This window comes from Rhodanobacter fulvus Jip2 (assembly GCF_000264315.1).
GTDB classification, from domain to species: domain Bacteria; phylum Pseudomonadota; class Gammaproteobacteria; order Xanthomonadales; family Rhodanobacteraceae; genus Rhodanobacter; species Rhodanobacter fulvus.
In genome coordinates this window covers 82016-100568 of record NZ_AJXU01000001.1, presented here as the reverse complement: position 1 = coordinate 100568, position 18553 = coordinate 82016, and the positions used below count along the sequence as shown (strand labels likewise).

General features: G+C 65.9%; 14 protein-coding genes. 11 read left to right on the top strand and 3 right to left on the bottom strand.

Going from position 1 to position 18553, the window contains the following annotated elements; all coding sequences use genetic code 11:
- Positions 1–41: 41 nt before the first annotated feature.
- Positions 42–1499, top strand: a complete 1458-nt coding sequence (locus UU9_RS00410; RefSeq protein ID WP_007079724.1) for a phospholipase D-like domain-containing protein — start codon at positions 42–44, stop codon at positions 1497–1499.
- Between the two features lie 100 nt (positions 1500–1599).
- A complete protein-coding gene (gene xseA, locus UU9_RS00405; RefSeq protein ID WP_007079723.1) occupies positions 1600–2946 on the top strand; it encodes an exodeoxyribonuclease VII large subunit in 1347 nt (448 codons plus the stop codon).
- 389 nt (positions 2947–3335) lie between these two features.
- Here the strand turns inward: xseA and UU9_RS17815 are convergent, their stop codons facing one another.
- Positions 3336–3860 (bottom strand): surface-adhesin E family protein, encoded by a 525-nt coding sequence (locus UU9_RS17815; protein ID WP_156804133.1) that lies wholly within the window; start codon positions 3858–3860, stop codon positions 3336–3338.
- 155 nt (positions 3861–4015) lie between these two features.
- Between UU9_RS17815 and UU9_RS00400 the strand changes: the two genes are divergently transcribed.
- The 3 genes from UU9_RS00400 to UU9_RS00390 all read left to right on the top strand — a co-directional run bounded on the left by UU9_RS00400 (position 4016) and on the right by UU9_RS00390 (position 10565).
- Complete coding sequence (locus UU9_RS00400; protein WP_007079722.1) at positions 4016–5446, top strand: aldehyde dehydrogenase family protein; 1431 nt, start codon at positions 4016–4018, stop codon at positions 5444–5446.
- A gap of 154 nt (positions 5447–5600) precedes the next feature.
- Positions 5601–7034, top strand: a complete 1434-nt coding sequence (locus tag UU9_RS00395) for a lipase family protein (protein WP_007079721.1) — start codon at positions 5601–5603, stop codon at positions 7032–7034.
- A 105-nt stretch (positions 7035–7139) separates the two neighbouring features.
- Positions 7140–10565, top strand: coding sequence for a trifunctional glycoside hydrolase family 18/polysaccharide deacetylase/glycosyltransferase family 2 protein (locus tag UU9_RS00390; protein ID WP_007079720.1), 3426 nt, complete (start codon positions 7140–7142; stop codon positions 10563–10565).
- A 90-nt stretch (positions 10566–10655) separates the two neighbouring features.
- Here UU9_RS00390 and UU9_RS00385 read toward each other — a convergent pair whose 3' ends face one another.
- Positions 10656–11123 carry a YehS family protein gene (locus tag UU9_RS00385; protein WP_007079719.1) on the bottom strand — a complete coding sequence of 156 codons (468 nt, stop codon included), beginning with the start codon at positions 11121–11123 and terminating at the stop codon, positions 10656–10658.
- A 191-nt stretch (positions 11124–11314) separates the two neighbouring features.
- Here UU9_RS00385 and UU9_RS00380 point away from each other — a divergent pair, with 191 nt between their 5' ends.
- Positions 11315–12169 carry a fumarylacetoacetate hydrolase family protein gene (locus UU9_RS00380; RefSeq protein ID WP_007079718.1) on the top strand — a complete coding sequence of 285 codons (855 nt, stop codon included), beginning with the start codon at positions 11315–11317 and terminating at the stop codon, positions 12167–12169.
- Positions 12170–12214: 45 nt separating this feature from the next.
- On the opposite strand, the gene UU9_RS00375 is transcribed toward UU9_RS00380, so the two are convergent.
- Entirely contained in the window at positions 12215–13006 is a 792-nt protein-coding gene (locus UU9_RS00375) for a YdcF family protein (RefSeq protein WP_050982344.1), read from the bottom strand.
- Between the two features lie 113 nt (positions 13007–13119).
- Between UU9_RS00375 and UU9_RS00370 the strand changes: the two genes are divergently transcribed.
- The 5 genes from UU9_RS00370 (at position 13120) to UU9_RS00350 (ending at position 18553) form a co-directional block, all read left to right on the top strand.
- Entirely contained in the window at positions 13120–13716 is a 597-nt protein-coding gene (locus UU9_RS00370; protein ID WP_007079716.1) for an IMPACT family protein, read from the top strand.
- Positions 13717–13840: 124 nt separating this feature from the next.
- Entirely contained in the window at positions 13841–15610 is a 1770-nt protein-coding gene (locus UU9_RS00365; protein WP_007079715.1) for an ABC transporter transmembrane domain-containing protein, read from the top strand.
- 231 nt (positions 15611–15841) lie between these two features.
- A complete protein-coding gene (locus UU9_RS00360) occupies positions 15842–16933 on the top strand; it encodes an alpha/beta hydrolase (RefSeq protein ID WP_007079714.1) in 1092 nt (363 codons plus the stop codon).
- Between the two features lie 43 nt (positions 16934–16976).
- Complete coding sequence (locus UU9_RS00355; RefSeq protein ID WP_007079713.1) at positions 16977–18032, top strand: alpha/beta hydrolase; 1056 nt, start codon at positions 16977–16979, stop codon at positions 18030–18032.
- A gap of 35 nt (positions 18033–18067) precedes the next feature.
- A complete protein-coding gene (locus tag UU9_RS00350) occupies positions 18068–18553 on the top strand; it encodes a (R)-mandelonitrile lyase (RefSeq protein ID WP_007079712.1) in 486 nt (161 codons plus the stop codon).

The following is an 18553-nucleotide window of genomic DNA, read 5'->3' as shown; positions in this document are numbered from 1 at the left end:
CGATGGCGCTACGTCAACAAGGCTTCGCTTACACTCGGGCCATGTCTTCGCTACCGCTCATTCCCACCACGCCGAGCCGCTTGCTGGCCGAACAGGCGCTGAGTCGCGCCGCCGGTGCGCCGCTGCTCAATGGCAACGCGGTGGAGTTGCTGATCGATGCCGCCGCCCACTACGAGGCCTGGCTGGCGGCAATCCGCGGCGCGCGGCAGCGCGTGCTGCTGGAGAACTACATCGTCCGCGACGACGACGTGGGCCGCGCCTTCCGCGATGCCCTGGTCGAGCGGGCGCAGGCCGGCGTGCTGGTGAACGTGGTGGTGGACTGGATGGGCTGCCTGGGACAGTCGCGCAGCCGCTTCTGGGCACCGTTGCGCGCGGCCGGCGGCGAAGTGCGGGTGTTCAACCCACCGCAACTAGGGCAGTCGTTCGGCTGGCTCAGCCGCGATCATCGCAAGGTACTGGTGGTCGATGGCGTGCAGGGTTTTCTCTCTGGCGTGTGCATCAGCGCGAAGTGGCTGGGCGATCCCGCGCACGAGGTGCCGCCGTGGCGCGACACCGGCGTAGCACTGCTCGGGCCGGCGGTGATGGAGCTGGAAGCGGCCTTCGCGCAAAGCTGGAGCAGTATCGGCACGCCGCTGGCGTCGTTTGCGCCGCTGCCCGAGCCGACCGAAGCGGCCGGCTCGGTCGCGCTGCGGGTGATCGCCACCCAGCCGGCCACGGCAGGCATGTACCGGCTCGACCAGCTGATCGCCTCGATGGCGCGCAAGACCCTGTGGCTTACCGACGCGTATTTCGTGGGCCTGGCGCCTTACGTGCAGGCGCTGGTGGCCGCTTCGCGCGATGGCGTGGACGTGCGCCTGCTGGTGCCGGGCAACAGCGATATTCCCGTCGTGGCCAGCATGTCGCGTTCGGGCTACCGGCCGTTGCTGAAGGCGGGCATCCGCGTGTTCGAGTGGAATGGCTCGATGCTGCACGCCAAGACGGCGGTGGCCGACGGCCAATGGGCGCGGGTGGGCTCGTCCAATCTCAATATCGCCAGCTGGCTGAGCAACCGCGAAATCGACGTCTCGGTGGAGGACGCCGGCTTTGCCGGCCAGCTGGCCGCGCAGTACGAGCGCGACCTGGAGAGCGCCACCGAGATTGTGCTGGCGCCGCATCGCCGCCATCCTGGCAGCGAGCGGGTGCGCAGCAGCCAGGACCGACCGCGCCGGGTGCGCCATGCCGGTGGCAGTTCCAGCCGTGCCGCGGTGGGCGCGTTGCGCATCGCCAACACCGTGGGCGCCGTGCTGAGCAATCGCCGCGTGCTGGGCGACACCCCCAGCGGCCCGCTGTTTGCCGGCACCGCCGGGCTGACCTTGCTGGCCGTGGTGTCGTTGCTGTGGCCCGCCTGGGTCGGCTGGCCGCTCGGCGTGCTGGCCGCCTGGTTTGCATTGAACCTGGGCATCGCGGCCTGGCGCGTGTATCGCGGTCGACGCCGCCCGGCGCCAGCCAAGAGCAGTTGAGGCAGGATGCGGCTTGTGCAAAGCAATCTCTCAGCAAGCTGCGCCAAGCGGATGTTTCTACAGGACTAGATCCGACGGCGCGTGCTAGGCTCGCCGTCCCATGCCCGCCCTCGACGACAGCACGCCCCGTCATGTCCTGACGCCCAGTTCGCTCAACCGGCTGGTGCGCGACCTGCTGGGCGACGCGCTGCCGCAGGTGTGGATCGAAGGCGAGCTTTCCAACGTGGCCCGTCCCGCCTCCGGCCATGTGTACTTCACACTCAAGGACAGCGGCGCGCAGGTACGCTGCGCGATGTTCAAGATGAAGGCCTCCGCGCTGCGCTTCCGGCCGGTGGATGGCATGCAGGTGATGGTGCGTGCCAAGGTCGGCCTGTACGAACCGCGCGGCGAGTTCCAGCTGGTGGCCGAATACATGGAGCCATCGGGCGAAGGCGCGCTGCAGCGGGAGTTCGAGCAACTCAAGGCCCGGCTCAACGCCGAAGGCCTGTTCGACCCCTCGCGCAAGCGCCCGTTGCCGCGTTACGCACGGCGCATCGGCGTGATCACCTCGGCCACCGGTGCGGCGGTACGCGACGTATTGAGCGTGCTGGCGCGGCGCTGGCCGCTGGCGCATGTCGAGATATTGCCCGTGCCGGTGCAGGGTCGCGAAGCGCCGCCGGCGATCGTGGCAATGCTGCGCAAGGCTTCGGCCTGCGCCCGCTACGACGTGGTGTTGCTGACACGCGGCGGCGGCTCGCTGGAAGACCTGTGGGCGTTCAACGAGGAGGTCGTGGCGCGGGCCATCCATGCCAGCGCGGTTCCGGTCATTTCGGCCGTGGGCCACGAAATCGATTTCAGCATCGCCGACTTCGTGGCCGACCTGCGCGCGCCCACGCCCTCGGCCGCGGCGGAACTGCTGGTGCCTGATGCGGTAGCGATCGGCCGTCACCTGCGCCAGTTGCAGCAACGCCTGCTGACGGTGCAACTGGGCCGGTTGCAGGCGCAATCGCAACGCATCGATCACCTGCTGGCACGCCTGCAGGCACAACGGCCGCAAGCCCGGCTGCAACGCGACCGCGAGCGGCTGGTACACCTGCGACGCCGCCTGACCACCGCGCTGCGCGAACAGGACCAGCGCCGCCGCACCCGACTGGAACGCCTGCACGCACGCCTGCTGGCGCGCCACCCACGCAACCAGCTGCCCCTGCTGCAGCGCCGCCTGGCCGAGCAGGACCAGCGCCTGCGCCGCGCCATCACCCAACTCTTGCAACGGCGCCAGACCCAACTGCGCCACGATGGCCGTGCACTGCACGCCGTAAGCCCGCTGGCCACGCTGGAACGCGGCTACGCGATCGTGTTCGACGCCGACGGCAAGGTGCTGCGCTCGGTGCAGAATGTCGCTGCAAATACGCGTCTACGCGCACGCCTCGCCGACGGAGAGCTGCAGTTGCAAGTCAGCGACGATTGAAATGCATACCCCACCATCTCCGCGAAAGATTAGGGGAGGTAGCTCATAGTGCGCGCCTTGGATACTCCAAGTTTTGGCAGCAGCGCGATCGCTCTTGCGTCATATGAAAACACCGCAAAGCGCCGCAGCCGTGCCAACAAATGCGGACCAAAGTGCCCACCGCGCAGCACGTCCATTCAATTCGCTAGCTCGGCGGGAAGCCTCAAGTAAACCAACGTTCCAGCCCGAAAGGCTGGAGATAGAATCCACCGGCTCGTCTAAAGAATTCATACCCCAAATTGGTGCTGTAACAACGCTGCTCGCATTGAGCGCCAGTCTGGCAGAGCGACAGGCCATAACGGCTGCAATCATCGAGAGCGAGGCACATAGCACCTTTGACCACATGAAGTTCATGAGCAAAACTCCCTCAGCACCAATGCGCCAGGGGTACCCGGAATAACTTCCTCGCGTTCAACCATTTCGTGTGATGCAAGAGGCTTATCGGTCGCCTTCTGAGCATAGAAAGCACGTTTGTCAGTGGTGATAAGCGCTTTATGGCAGTCAGCCGACACATGCTCAATTATTACCTTGTACCGGTCGCCGGAAAGCTTACGGGTACGTGAGTTAGCGAAATTCCACATCACCCACCCCTGCGTCCCCTTGCCTTCCTCCTTCCAACCACCGTCTATGGAAAGCTGCCACGCATCGTGTCCATTGCCGCCTCCGCCTAGCCGTCGCCATTGAGGTATCTGGTAAAAGCTGATCACTACGCATCCCATGTTGGGTTCGTTCGTAAATTTAATGCCACCAGTGGGTGTCGTGCAGCGGTATAGAACACCTTTCGCTTGCAAGTTTGTTCGTTCGGCCGCTTGTGCGTATATGTTTTGTCCAAGCACGCAACCACCAAGAACCAAAAGGCAACGTATGACGTTCATATCTCCCCCTTCCTCTTCGCGCCAAGTCTAGCCGAGGAGGAATGGGCCTATAGGTATTGGCATCGAGCGCCATACAAGCTGCCACGCAAACGAGGTCTCACATCGTTTCAACGGTTCAGCGCCCACCCTCAGAGGGTGCCAAATCGGGAACGACCATGTTGAAGAAAAGCTACCCCTACTACCTCGCCAACCAGCCGCAGCAGCCGAACACCGATCTCGCCGTGCGCGACAAGTACAGCGGCAGGATCGCCACGCGGGTGGCGGTGCCGGATGCGAAGACGGTCGAAAAGGCCATTGCCGCCGCGGTGAAAGCCACCACGCCGATGCGCAACTTCAAACCCTGGGCGCGGCAGGCGGTACTGCGCCATTGCGTGCAGCGCTTCAGCGAGCGCCGCGACGAGCTGGCCGAGGCCCTGTGCATCGAGGCGGGCAAGCCGATCCGTGATTCCGCCGGCGAGGTGACGCGGCTGATCGAGACGTTTCAGATCGCCGCCGAGGAAGCCGTGCGCATCAACGGCGAGACGCTGAACCTGGAATTGGCCAGCCGTCTGGACGGCTATCACGGCTATACCAAGCGCGTGCCGCTGGGGCCGGTGTCGTTCATCACGCCGTTCAATTTCCCGCTGAACCTGGTGGCGCACAAGGTCGCCCCCGCCATTGCGGCCGGCTGCCCGTTCGTGCTGAAACCGGCGGAGAAAACCCCTATCGGCGCGCTGATCATCGGCGAGATCCTGGCAGAGACGGATCTGCCCAAAGGTGCGTTTTCCATCCTGCCCATCGATGGCGAGCATGCGTCGCCACTGGTCGAGGACGAGCGCTTCAAGCTGCTCTCGTTCACCGGCAGCCAGATCGGCTGGGATCTGAAGGCGCGCGCCGGCCGCAAGAAAGTGGTGCTGGAACTGGGCGGCAACGCCGCCTGCATCGTCGACGCGGACCAGGGCTCGAAGCTGAAGCACGTGGTCGAACGGCTGATCTTCGGCGCGTTCTACCAATCCGGCCAGAGCTGCATCGGTGTGCAGCGCATCTATGCCCACGACGACATCTACGACGCCCTGAAGAAGCGGCTGGTAGCGGCCACGAAAAAACTGAAAAGCGGCGACCCGAAAAAGCCCGACACCTTCCTCGGCCCGATGATCGACGAAGCGGCCGCCAAGCGCCTGCACGGCTGGATCGACGAAGCGCGCGAGGCCGGCGGCAAGCTGCTTTGCGGCGGCAAGCGCGAGGGCAACATGCTGCAGGCCACGCTGATGGAAAACGTGCCCGCCGACGCGAAAGCCAACCGCATGGAAGCGTTCGGCCCGTTCGCCCTGCTGCAGCGCTACAGCACGTTCGACGAGGCCATCGCGATGGTCAACGATTCGGATTACGGCCTGCAGGCCGGCATCTTCACCGACAGCCTGGACCACGCCATGCGCGCCTGGAACGAGCTGGACCAGGGCGGCGTGATCGTCAACGACATCCCCAGCTTCCGCGTGGACAGCATGCCCTACGGCGGCGGCAAGCTGTCCGGCTTTGGCCGCGAAGGCATCCGTTATGCGATCGAGGACATGACCGAGATCCGGCTGATGGTGATGCGGGAGAGCTGACCGATTCGGTGGGAGCGACTTCAGTCGCGATGCTCCTTGCTGTGGGCTCCAGAGCAGAAGCATCGCGACTGAAGTCGCTCCCACAGTCGCCCCACCATTTCGCCGCGCCCCGCATTGCGCCATCATCGCCAGCATCTCCTCGCGGAGCGGTGCCATGACCACGCTTGTGTTCGTCCACGGCTGGAGCGTCACCAACACCTCGACCTACGGGCAACTGCCGCGGCAGTTGCAGCAGCAGGCCGCCGCGGCCGGGATGCCGTTGACCCTGGCCGATGTCTGGCTGTCGGAATACGTGAGTTTCGACGACGCCGTGACCATGGCCGACCTGGTGCGCGCGTTCGATCACGCGCTGCGCGACCTGCATCTGCGCGATGCCAGCATCGCCTGCATCACCCACTCCACCGGCGGTCCGGTGCTGCGCGAATGGCTGCGGGCGCAGCGCGACAAGCCCGGCAGCCACAGCACCATCAAGCTGAGCCACCTGGTGATGCTGGCGCCGGCCAACTACGGCTCTGCCCTGGCGCAGTTGGGAAAAGGCACGCTGGGCAAGCTGAAGTCGTGGTGGAACGGGGTGGAACCGGGCCAGCGCATCCTGGACTGGCTGGCGCTGGGCAGCGACGCTTCGCTGTCGTTGAACCTCGACTACATCCATGGCGCCGACCCCACCAGCGCCGGCCAGTACCTGTTCGTGCTGACCGGCGACCGGCCCGACCGCGCGTTCTACGATCACTTGAACAGCTACACCGGCGAGGACGGCTCCGATGGCGTGGTGCGCATCGCCGCGGCCAACCTCAACGCGCGCCACGCGGTGCTGGTGTCCGACGGCAAGGCCGCCACGCTGGACACCCTGGCGCTGAACCTGCAACGCGGCCCCCGTTGCGCGTTCAAGCTGATTGCCGGCGCATCGCATTCCGGCGACGCCCACGGCATCATGGCCAGCGCCGCCCCCGCCACCGTGGACGCCATCCTGCGCTGTCTGCAGGTGCGCAGCGCCGCGGCGTATGCCGCGCTGTGCACGACGTTCGACCAGGAGAACGACGCGCGCGATGCGGACAAGGTGGAACTGGAACCGGCCGGCCCGTTCGCCCCGCGCGTGCACATCCACGACCCGCGCAGCCTGCTGATCGTGCGCCTGTCCGACGAGGCGGGCGAGCCGCTGCCCGATGGCGGTTTCCTGCTGACCGCGGGCGCGCAGGCCAGCCCCGACCTGATGCCCGACGGCTTCCTGGTCGACCGCCAGACCAATGCGAAAACCCGCGCGACATCGCTGTTCCTCAACCACAGCCTTCTGGCCGGGGATGGTCGCGTGGCCGACCCACGCAACAGCCGCAAGACCTTGCGCGCGGCGGTGGCCAGCCATCGCCCGTACGGAGCCAGCGTGCAGCCGGCCGATCTCGCCGGGCTGGTGCACCACGCGCTGGCGCAAAGTGCGCCGGCCGACGACCTGTTCAACATGCTGGGCGCGCACCAGACCACGGTGCTGGACGTGGTGCTGCCCCGGCACGTGCACGAGGGCGTGTTCCGCCTGACCCAGGATCTTGCGCCGCACGATTTCCATGCGCCGGTGCCCGGCCCGCTCATCAGCTGAACAGCCTCAGCTGCCGTTGTGTTTTTTGGCCTATGATCGCGCTCGCTCCGCCCGGTCGAGACGTGCCCCGCACGCTGTCCACGGGTGGCCACATCGAACGCGCACATGCAAAAGAAACCCGTCTTCTTCGACCCCACCGGCCGCCGCGCCGGGCGGGTTTCGTTGCTGGTGCTGCTGGCCGGCGTGGTCAGCACCTTGTTCGTGGTGGCTTGTGCCGCCAGCCTGTTCGTGGGCCCGACCATGGCCGGCCTGCATATCGGTGAGCATGCCCGCACGCGCCACGCGCTGGCCAACGTCAAGGCCGCCGCGCCGGAACTGCTGAAGCCCGCCGCGAAACTCGCCGCCGAGGTGCGCGCCCGCCAGAAGCAGCTGCACGCGCCGCACACCCACGCCAGCAAGGCACCCGCCACTCACGTGCCACCGCTGTCACTGGACAAGCCCGCCGACCGGCCGCTGGCGATCGGCTTCTACGTCAACTGGGACGACAACAGCTACGCCTCGCTGAAGCGCAGCCTGGCGCAACTGGATTGGGTGATCCCGTCGTGGATGAGCCTCAGCGGCAAGGACATGGCGCTGCACACCAGCGTCGACGCCAAGGCGATCGACCTGATCCGTCAACAGAAGCCTTCCACACCGATCCTGCCGCTGCTGCAGAACGCGCTGGACGGCCAATGGGATGGTGCCGGTCTGGCCCGCATGCTGGCCGACCCGGCGTTGCGGCAGGCGCGTATCGCGCAGATCGTGGCATTCATCGCAGCCAACCATTTCCAGGGCGTGACGGTCGACTTCGAGGAAGTGCCCGACACCGCGCAAGGCGACCTGAAAACCTTCCTCGGCGAACTCAACGATGCCTTCGATCCGCACGGCTGGGGCATCGTGCTGTCGGTGCCGTTCGACGACGCCAGCTGGGATTACGCCGGCTACGCCGACATCGTCGACTTCGTGGTGCTGATGGCCTACGACGAACACTGGGCCGGCAAGACCCCGGGCAGCATCGCCGGCCAGCAATGGTTCGAGAACACCCTCGAAAAACGCATGAAGGACCTGGACCCCGCGCAGACGATCGTGGCGATCGGCAGCTACGGCTACGACTGGTCGCACGGCAACAATGCCGAGGCGCTGACCTTCCAGGATGCGATGGACCGCGCGTCGGATGCGCAAGCCGACATCAGCTTCGACCCCGACACGCAGAACCCGCACTTCTCCTACAACGAGGACGATGGCAGCACGCACCAGGTCTGGTTTCTGGACGGCGTCACCGCCTACAACCAGATCCACGCCGCCGACGAATACAAGCCTTACGGCTACGCCTTGTGGCGACTCGGCTCGGAAGATCCGTCGGTATGGTCGTTGCTCGACCGCCCCTATGGCGCAGCGGCGCCCGATCAACTGCGCTCGATCGGCGCAGGCGAGGACATCGACATCGAAGGCCAGGGCGAAGTGCTGGAAATCGTCTCGCAGCCCTCGCCCGGCGCGCGCAGCATCGAGGTCGACAAGGACGACGGCAGCATCGACGACGAAAGCTATGCCAGCCTGCCCAGCTCATACGTGATCCAGCGCGCCGGCACGCTGCCGCGCAAGATCGCGCTGACCTTCGACGATGGCCCCGACCCGGAGTGGACGCCGCAGATCCTCGACATCCTCAAGGCCAAACATGTGCCGGCCACGTTCTTCATCATCGGCGAGAACGCCGAGATGTCGCCGAAGCTGGTGCAGCGCGAAGTCGCCGAAGGCCACGACGTCGGCAACCATACCTTCACCCACCCCAACCTCGGCGAAAGCCCCGCCGGCATCGTGTCGCTGGAACTCAACGCCACCCAGCGATTGTTCGAGGCGCTCACCGGGCACTCGATGCGCCTGTTCCGCGCGCCCTACTTCGGCGACGCCGAACCGACCACCGCCGACGAACTGGTGCCGATCCAGATCGCGCAGAAAATGGGCTACCTCTCGGTAGGCCTGCACGTGGACGCCGAAGACTGGCAACGCCCCGGTGTCGATGCGATCGTGAATAACGTGGTCGCCGGCATCGAAACCACCAATGTCGACCGCAAGGGCCAGGTCGTGCTGCTGCACGACGGTGGTGGCGAGCGCTCGCAAACCGTGGCCGCGCTGCCGCGCATCATCGACGGCCTGCGCGCGCAGGGTTATGAGTTCGTCACCGTCTCCGCGCTGGCCGGACTGACCCAGGCGCAGACCATGCCCGCGATCCAGCCTGGCTCGGTGTCGCAATGGGCCGACCGCATGGTGTTTCTGGGGCTGGGCTTTTTCGGCCACTTCATCCGCTGGCTGCTGACCACCGCGATCACGCTCGGCGTGGCGCGGCTGCTGATATTGGGCGGCCTGGCCCTGCTCAACCGCCGTCGCGAAAAGCGGCGCATCGTGCCGGTGCTCGGTGACGAGCCGCCGTTGGTGTCGGTGCTGATTCCGGCCTACAACGAGGAAAAGGTGATCGCCAGCTCGATCCGGCAGATCCTCCGCAGCCACTACGCCAACCTCGAAGTGATCGTGGTCGACGACGGCTCGACCGACGCCACCTCCGCGGTAGTGCGCCAGCACTACGCCGACGAGCCGCGCGTGCGCCTGCTCACCATCCCCAACGGCGGCAAGGCACACGCCGTCAACACCGCGCTGCGCGAATCCCGCGGCGCGGTAGTGGTGGCGCTGGATGCGGACACCCAGTTCGAGCCGGACACCCTTCCGCACTTGGTGCGCTGGTTCGTCGATCCGAAAGTCGGTGCCGTGGCCGGCAACGCCAAGGTCGGCAACCGGATCAACCTGATCACCTTGTGGCAGGCGCTGGAATACATCACCGCGCAGAACCTGGAGCGCCGCGCACTGGCCGCACTGGGTGCGATCACCGTGGTACCCGGCGCCGTCGGCGCGTGGCGTCGCGACGCACTGGAGCAGCTCGGCGGCTTCCCCGCCGACACCCTGGCCGAAGACCAGGACCTGACCATCGCGGTGCAGAAAGCCGGCTACACCACCTTGTTCGATGCCGACGCCATTGCCTGGACCGAAGCGCCCGACACCGCCCGCGGCCTCGCGCGCCAGCGCTTCCGCTGGTCCTACGGCACGCTGCAATGCCTGTGGAAGCACCGCGACGCCACCTTCAACCCGCGCCACGGCTCACTGGGCACGGTGGCGCTGCCGCAGGTGTGGCTGTTCCAGATCCTGTTCTCGGTGGTCTCGCCGCTGGTCGACCTGGTGCTGGTCTGGCAGATCGTCGCCACCACGCTGGATTACTTGCAGCACCGCGGCCAGTTCGACGACACCAACCTGATCCGCATGCTGGTGTTCTACGCCGCCTTCATGGCCGTGGATCTCGCTGCCTCGGCGCTCGCCTTCGCAATGGAAAAGAAGGAAAAGTGGAGCCTGCTGTGGTGGCTGGTGCTGCAACGCTTCGGCTACCGCCAGCTGATGTACTACGTGGTGGTGCGGTCCGTCTGGACGGCCATCAAGGGCCCGTCGGTGGGCTGGGGCAAGCAGGAGCGCAAGGCAACGGTGAACGCCGCCAACGCGGCGGAACACTGATCTCCGCACACGGTTCATGACCTGCGGGAGCGGCTTCTCCTCAAGCCATGAAAAACATCGCGGCTGAAGCCGCTCCCACAGGCAAGCGCCTCAGCCGCGCACGCGCAGCGTCAGCCCCTTCAGGAAATTGCGCAGCAACTGGTCGCCGCACAGCTTGAAGTTCTTGTGGTCGCTCTGGCGGAACAGCGCGCTCAGCTCGGGTTTGGACACCGGCATGCCCGCGCTCTCAAGGATCTGGTGCATGTCCACGTCTTTCAGCTCGAAGGCGACGCGCAGTTTCTTCAGCACCACGTTGTTGGTGACGCGCTTCTCCGGCGGACGCGGCGGCTGGCTTTCGTCGCGGCCGCGGCGTTGCACGACCAAGCCATCCAGGAACTGCACGAGCACCTTGTTGCTGCATTCCTCGTAGCCGGGCTCGCCTTCCTTCTTCAGGTACGCCTGCACCTGCTCTCTCTCCAGTTCCACCGTCGGGTCGGCCAGGTTCACGAGCTGCGCCACTTTCGCGTCGCTGAGATCGAGCATGTAGCGGATGGCACGCAGTACGTCGTTGTTGATCATGGGATCGCCGGGGTTTGCGGGGACGCCATGCTACCGCGACCGGGGTCGGTGTGGACCGGCCGCCGACCATTCGGCCGCCCAAAAGGACCACTGATGCACCGTATTCCATGCACACACGAAGCGGCGAATGCACGATGATCGGTGGCATGCCGGCGGCGGTTTGCCCGGCCCCCTGCCATGGAATACTGCCGATGAAACTCGTGCGTTATGGAAACCCAGGCCGCGAAAAGCCCGGCATGCTGGACGCCGAAGGCCGTCTGCGCGACCTCTCCGCCGCCGTGACGGATATCGATGCCGCCGTAGTGAGCCGCCACGGCCTGCGCCAGCTGGCCGCGCTGGATCCCGAGCGATTGCCATTGGTCGACGGCTCGCCCCGCTACGGCACGCCGGTGGCGCAAGTGGGCAAGATGATCTGTGTGGGCCTGAACTACGCCGACCATGCGGCCGAAAGCGGCGCCAGGGTGCCCGAGCAACCGGTGCTTTTCATGAAAGCCACCAGCGCCATCATCGGCCCCAACGACGACGTGATCCTTCCGCGTGGTTCGGTCAAGACCGATTGGGAAGTGGAGCTGGGCATCGTGATCGGCGATGTTGCCCGCGACGTGTCCGTCGACCATGCGTTGGGCCACGTAGCCGGCTACACGGTCGTCAACGACTTGTCCGAGCGCGAATTCCAGCTGGAACACGGCGGCCAGTGGGTGAAGGGCAAGAGCTGCGACACCTTCGGCCCGATCGGCCCCTGGCTGGTCACCGCCGATGAAGTGGCCGACCCGCAAAACCTGGCGCTGTGGCTGGAAGTCAACGGCCACCGCTACCAGAACGCCAGCACGCGCACGATGGTGTTCGGGGTGGCGCATCTGGTGAGCTACATCAGCCGCTACATGACGCTGCTGCCCGGCGACGTGATCAGCTCGGGCACCCCGGCCGGTGTGGGCCTTGGCTTGAAGCCGCCCACCTACCTGCGCGCCGGCGACGTGATCGAGCTGGGCGTGGAAGGTCTGGGGCAACAACGCCAGCAGGTACTGGCTCATCCCGCCGACCGTTGAAACGCGCACTCCCGCTGTCCATGGCGACAGACGCGGGGCCGACGATTACTTCGGCGCCGACGCGTCGTCCACCACGGGCGCGACGTCCAGCGCAGCGCTTTGCGGCGCATTCCAGCCCAACGCGTTGTAGACGTGATAACGCGCGATACCCGCGTATTCGTGCAGCGCCAGGTCCGTCAGCACCAGGTTGCTGGCGCTGGGCCACAGGCTGAAGGTGGCGGCGAGGTAATCGGCGCGGACCGGGGTCGGATGGATGCCGAAATGCGCGAAATACAGCAAACCGCGCTGCAGGTGGAAGCCCGACGTCACCAGCCAGATGCGTTGCGCACCGAGCGCCTGCAGCAACGGACGGCTGAACTGCGCGTTCTGCCAGGTGTTGCGGCTGCGCGACTCCAGCGTCAGATCCGCCACCGGCACGCCGAGTCGTTGCAGCACCGCGCCGTAGGTTACCGCCAGCGGCGTACCCAGCAGCGAAGGGTCGCCGCCGGTCACCAGCACGGTGCAACGCCGCGCCGCGCTGGCGCAATCGCGATACATCGTGGCGGCCTGCACGATGCGGCCGTAAGCGGCGAAACCGGGCTCCACCGGCTCGTCCGGAACCGGCACCGCGCCCGAGGTCAACAGCACGATCGCGTTGTCGGGCGCCCATGCCGGCGCCGGTCGCGCCACATACGGCGCCTGCAACCGCTGCAGCAGGAACATCGGCAACAAACCGCTGCCGGCCAGCAGAAACAGGGCCAGCCCCAGCGCAACCACGACGCGGCTGCACCGGCGCCAGCGGACCCAACGCAACACGCCGGCAAGCACCAGCGACATGGCAAGAGCAGTGAAGATCATGGCAACCGGCAGCAATCAATCAGCGTCCGATTGTAGGGAAGCTGCGCGCGCACGGCGATCCATCGCCCGCCGCCACGACCCATGACGCGGAATGCATGCGCGACAATAGGCGGATGAGCGAAGCCCTTCACGCCCTCACCGAGCGCTGCCGCCACAGCGAGGAGATCAGGAGAAGCCGCTTCCTGGCCCAGGCTGCGCCCGTCGCCACCGCGGTGCAGGCGCTGGATTTCCTGCGCGAGGTGAGCGATCCCGTCGCCACGCACAACTGCTGGGCCTACCGGATCGGGCAGGAATACCGCTTCAACGATGACGGCGAACCCGGTGGCACCGCAGGCCGGCCGATCCTGCAGGCGATCGAGGGTCAGGGCATCGACAACGTGATGGTCGTGGTTACGCGCTGGTTCGGTGGCACCAAGCTGGGTGCAGGCGGCCTGATGCGCGCCTACGGCGGTACTGCAGCCGAATGCCTGCGGCTGGCATCCCGCCAACCGATCGTGGCGATGGCGCGGCTCGGCCTGCATTGCGACTTCGCCGAGCTGGCCCTGCTGAAAGCGCGCCTGAAGGAACTGCAGGCCGAGGTCGAGCGGGAAACCTTCGGCGCGGACGGCGTGACCCTGCAACTGCGCCTGCCGGACAGCCACGTCGCTGAAGCGCAAGCCCGCGTCAACGACATCAGCCGCGGCCGCAGCACGGCCAAGCGCCTTGATTGAAGACGGACAGTACGGCTCCTGCGAATCCCCCATCCCGCCCCCAGCCAATTGAATCAACGCCCACACGCCCCACTTCAATGACGGCGTGCCCAGCACGCATCGCCTCCAGCCACAGCGAGATTCCATGAGCGACGCCGCCGAAACGCCGAAACCCTCCCGCCGTATCGGCGCGCTGCGCGAGCTGTGGCCCTTCATCAAACCGCACAGGGCATTGGCGTTCGGCTGGCTGCTGTTCCTGGCGCTGTCATCGGGCGCGTCGCTGGTATTGCCGATGGCGTTCCGCCACATCATCGACCAGGGCTTCGGCAACTCCAGCCTGGCGGTGATCAACGAAACCTTCCTGGCCATGTTCGGCGTGGCGCTGGTGCTGGCCTTCGCCACCGCGGCGCGCTACTTCTGCATCACCCTGCTCAGCGAACGCGCGCTGGCCTCGCTGCGCGATGCGTTGTATGCGCACGTGATCCGCCTGGACGTGAGCTTTTTCGAAAAGGCCCGCGTGGGCGAACTCACCTCACGCCTCAGCGCCGACACCGAAGTGGTGCAAGCGCTGGTGGGCTCCGGCGTGTCGGTGGCACTGCGCAGCGCGGTGATGCTGGTAGGCGCCGCCGTGGCGATGGTGTGGACCGCGCCGTCGCTGGCCGGGCTTACCGCGCTGGTGATCCCCGCCGTGATGTTGCCGATCCTGATATTCGGCCGCCGCGTACAGAAACTGTCGCGCGCCAGCCAGGACCGCCTGGCCGATGCCGCCGCCATCGCCAACGAAACCTTGAACGCCTCCACCGCGGTGAAGGCGTACGCGCGCGAGACGATCGAAAGCCACCGCTACGCCAGCGCCATCTTCCGCGCATTGGCTACCGCACGCCGGCGCATCGGCATGCGCGCGCTGCTGACGTTGTCGGTGATCGTGCTGGTGTTTGGCGCCATCACCCTGGTGCTGTGGGCCGGTGCCCGCCACGTGCTGGCCGGCACCCTGGACGCCGGCGTGCTGGGCCAGTTTGTGCTGTACGCCATCTTCGCCGCCGGCTCGGTGGCCGGCCTGTCCGAAGTGTGGGGCGACGTGCTGCGCGCGGCCGGCGCGATGGAGCGCATCGGCGAATTGCTGGCCGAACGCGCCGAGGTCGTCGCGCCCGCGCAGCCACTGGCCCTGCCCTCGCCCATGCGCGGCGCGCTGCACTTCGACGACGTCACCTTCCATTACCCCACCCGGCCCCACACCGCGGCGCTCGAAAGCTTCACCCTCGACGTGCAGCCTGGCGAAACCGTGGCTCTGGTCGGTCCCTCCGGCGCCGGCAAGAGCACGGTGTTCGGCCTGCTGCTGCGCTTCTACGACCCGCAGTCCGGCACCGTGAAACTCGACGGCGTGGATCTGCGTGCACTGGCCCTGCCCGACCTGCGCGGCGCCATCGCCCTGGTACCGCAGGAAACCATCATCTTCAGCGGCAGCGCCGCCGACAACATCCGCTTCGGTCGCCAGGACGCCAGCGACGCCGAAGTGATCGAAGCGGCCAGGGCCGCCGAAGCCCACGAGTTCGTCAGCGCGCTGGACAACGGCTACGCCGCCGAAATGGGCGAACGCGGCGTGCGCCTCTCCGGCGGCCAACGCCAGCGCATCGCCATCGCCCGCGCGATCCTGCGCGACGCCCCGCTGCTGCTGCTGGACGAAGCCACCTCGGCACTCGACGCGCAATCCGAAGCCGCTATCCAGCAGGCGCTGGAGCGTCTGGAAAAAGGCCGCACCACCCTCGTCATCGCCCACCGCCTGGCCACCGTGCAGCGCGCCGACCGCATCGTGGTGATGGACGGCGGCCGCATCGTGGCGCAGGGCACGCATGAGAGTTTGCTGGCCGAGGGCGGGTTGTATGCGGAGTTGGCGCGGTTGCAGTTTGTGGCTTGAGGTTGCGCGACGCGGAGGCCGCCCGCCCACAAGCTTCCGCGCCGCGAAGACCAGCTTGCTTTCAAGCCTGATCCCGATCAGCGCCGGCGGCGGCTCGACGCCTGGAAAGCCGACATGATCACCACACCACCACTTATGCCACCAGGGTATGAGTCCTATCCCACCAGCGACCTTTTTCTATCAATACGCCCCCGGTAAGTTGCTCTTTATGATCTAGCCGGAGAGCTATCCATGAAGAACAGCAGCGTTCGCGTTTTTTCCTTGTTCGGGATCGTGATGCTCTGCGCGGCGGCGTGCGCGAATGTGGCGGCAAGCACGACCGACCGCGCTCCGCTCGTGATCAAGGATCAGGGGAGCCTGATCGCTGGCGGCACGGTCACCGCGTATCCCGGCACGTTCGATCCGCGTCACCCGTTGAAGCCGGATGGCCAGACATACCACGGCGACCACGTGTATGCGTTCTACCAGATTCCGGTCGATGCCCGTCCGCTGCCGATCGTGATGTGGCATGGCGCGGGACAATCGGCGAAGAGCTGGGAGACGACGGCGGATGGGCGCGAGGGGTTTCAGAACATTTTTCTGCGGCGGCGCTTTGCCACCTACCTGATCGATCAGCCGCGGCGCGGCGATGCGGGTCGCAGCATGGTGGAAACGACGATCAAGCCGACGCCGGATGAGCAGCTGTGGTTCAACCAGTTCCGCATGGGCTTGTGGCCGAACTTTTTCAATGGCGCGCAATTCGACCACAGTTACGAGACGCTGAACCAGTTCTTCCGCTCGATGACGCCGAATACCGGGCCGTTCGACATGGAGGTGGTTTCCCGTGCCGTCGCCGCGCTGTTCAGGAAGATCGGCCCCGGCATTCTGTTCACCCATTCGCAAGGTGGTGGGCCGGGTTGGCTCACTGCCATCAAGAGCCGCAACGTCAAGGCGATTGTCGCCTTCGAACCAGGCAGCAGCTTCATATTTCCCGAGGGCGAACTGCCCGCACCGATCCCCAGCGCCTTCGATACCGTGAAAGGTGTTGCCGTGCCGATGCCGCATTTCGTGGAGCTGACGAAGATTCCGATCCTCATTTTGTATGGCGACAACATCCCCGATAAGCCGATGGATTTGCCCGCACAGGACAGCTGGCGCGCGCGGCTGGAGATGGCGCGAAATTGGCGGGATACCGTCAACAAGCACGGCGGCGACGTGACATTGATCCATCTGCCGGACATCGGCATCCGCGGCAACACCCACTTCATTTTCTCCGATCTGAACAACGTGCAGATCGCGGATCTGGTGTCGAAGTTTCTCGCCGAGAAGCACCTGGATCGATGAGCAATGAAGCGCGGGCAACAACGCCATTCAAGGGAACACGACCATGAAGCGAACAACCTTGATGGCCCCGCTCATGGCGGCCGTAATCGGCGTCTCGGCAGTCAGCGCCGTAGCAGCTGACTACAAGAAGAATCCTTTCACGCTCGCCTATGACGGCGCGATCACCAGGAACGAGCCGGGCAAGGTCAATATCCACTCCGTCAGTTACACCCTCGACGGCCTGGACATCGCCGCCAACGTCTACACGCCCGCGAACTACGATCCGCAAAAGAGCTATCCCGCGGTAGTCGTGGCGCATCCCAATGGCGGTGTAAAGGAACAGGTGGCCGGCTTGTATGCCCAGCGGCTGGCGGAACAGGGTTACATCACCATCGCCGCCGATGCGGCCTACCAAGGTACCAGCGGCGGCGAACCGCGCAACGTGGACAAGCCCTCCCACCGCATCGAGGACATCCACGGCATGGCGGATTACATCGACCGCTATCCGGGCGTCGACCGCGCGCGCCTGGGCCTGCTCGGCATCTGCGGTGGCGGTGGCTACTCGCTGGCGGCGGCGCAAACCGACAAGCGGTTCAAAACCATTGCGACGTTGAGCATGTTCAACTCCGGGCGGGTGCGTCGCAATGGCATGCAGGATTCGCAACTGGCCACCATCCAGCAACGCTTGCGGCAGGCTTCCGATGCCCGCGCCCAGGAGGCGGCCGGCGGGAAGGTCCTCTATTCCGGTGACGCGAACCTGACCGATGAGCAGATCGCCAAGCTGCCGTTCGAGCTGTACCGGCAAGGCTATGCGTACTACTGGAAGACCCATGCGCACCCGGGCTCGACCTTCAAATACACCACCAGCAGCTTGCTGGACTTGATGCGTTTCGACGCCACCGACCGGATCGACCTGATCCACCAGCCGCTGTTGATGATCGCCGGCAGCAAGGCCGACACCTTGTACATGACCGAAGACGCGTTCAAAAAAGCGACCGGTACGAAAGACAAGACGCTGTTCCTGATCGATGGCGCCACCCACATCGAAACCTATTGGGTGCCGAAGTACGTGGATGCGGCCATGGACCAGCTGACGCCCTTCTACGCCCGGACACTCTGATCCGGCCCCACCCGCAACCGAGAGAGCGCACAGCCATGAACAAGACCTTGTTGGGCATCGCGGCATGCATGGCGATCCCCTTCGCCGGGGCGAGCGAGCCGCGCTCGGCCGAGCAGCAGATTACCCGCGCAGGTACCCAGCCTTCTGCCACGGGGCCCGCGGACCACTTCACCGGACAGGTCAGGGTTGATCCCTTGTTTCCCGCCAGCAACGAAATCCGCGTTTCCGGCGCCTACGTGACGTTCCAGCCGGGTGCGCACTCGGCGTGGCACACGCACCCAGCCGGGCAACGACTGGTAGTGACTTCCGGCGTGGGCCTGGTCCAGGAATGGGGCAAACCCGTGCAGGAAATCCATCCCGGCGATGTGGTCGTGTGCCCGCCGGGCGTGAAGCACTGGCACGGTGCTGCGCCGACGAGTGCGATGACCCATCTGGCGATTACCGGCGCCGTGGACGGCAAGAGCGTGGACTGGATGGAGAAAGTGTCGGATGACCAATACAACGCCCATGAAGCCCCGTAA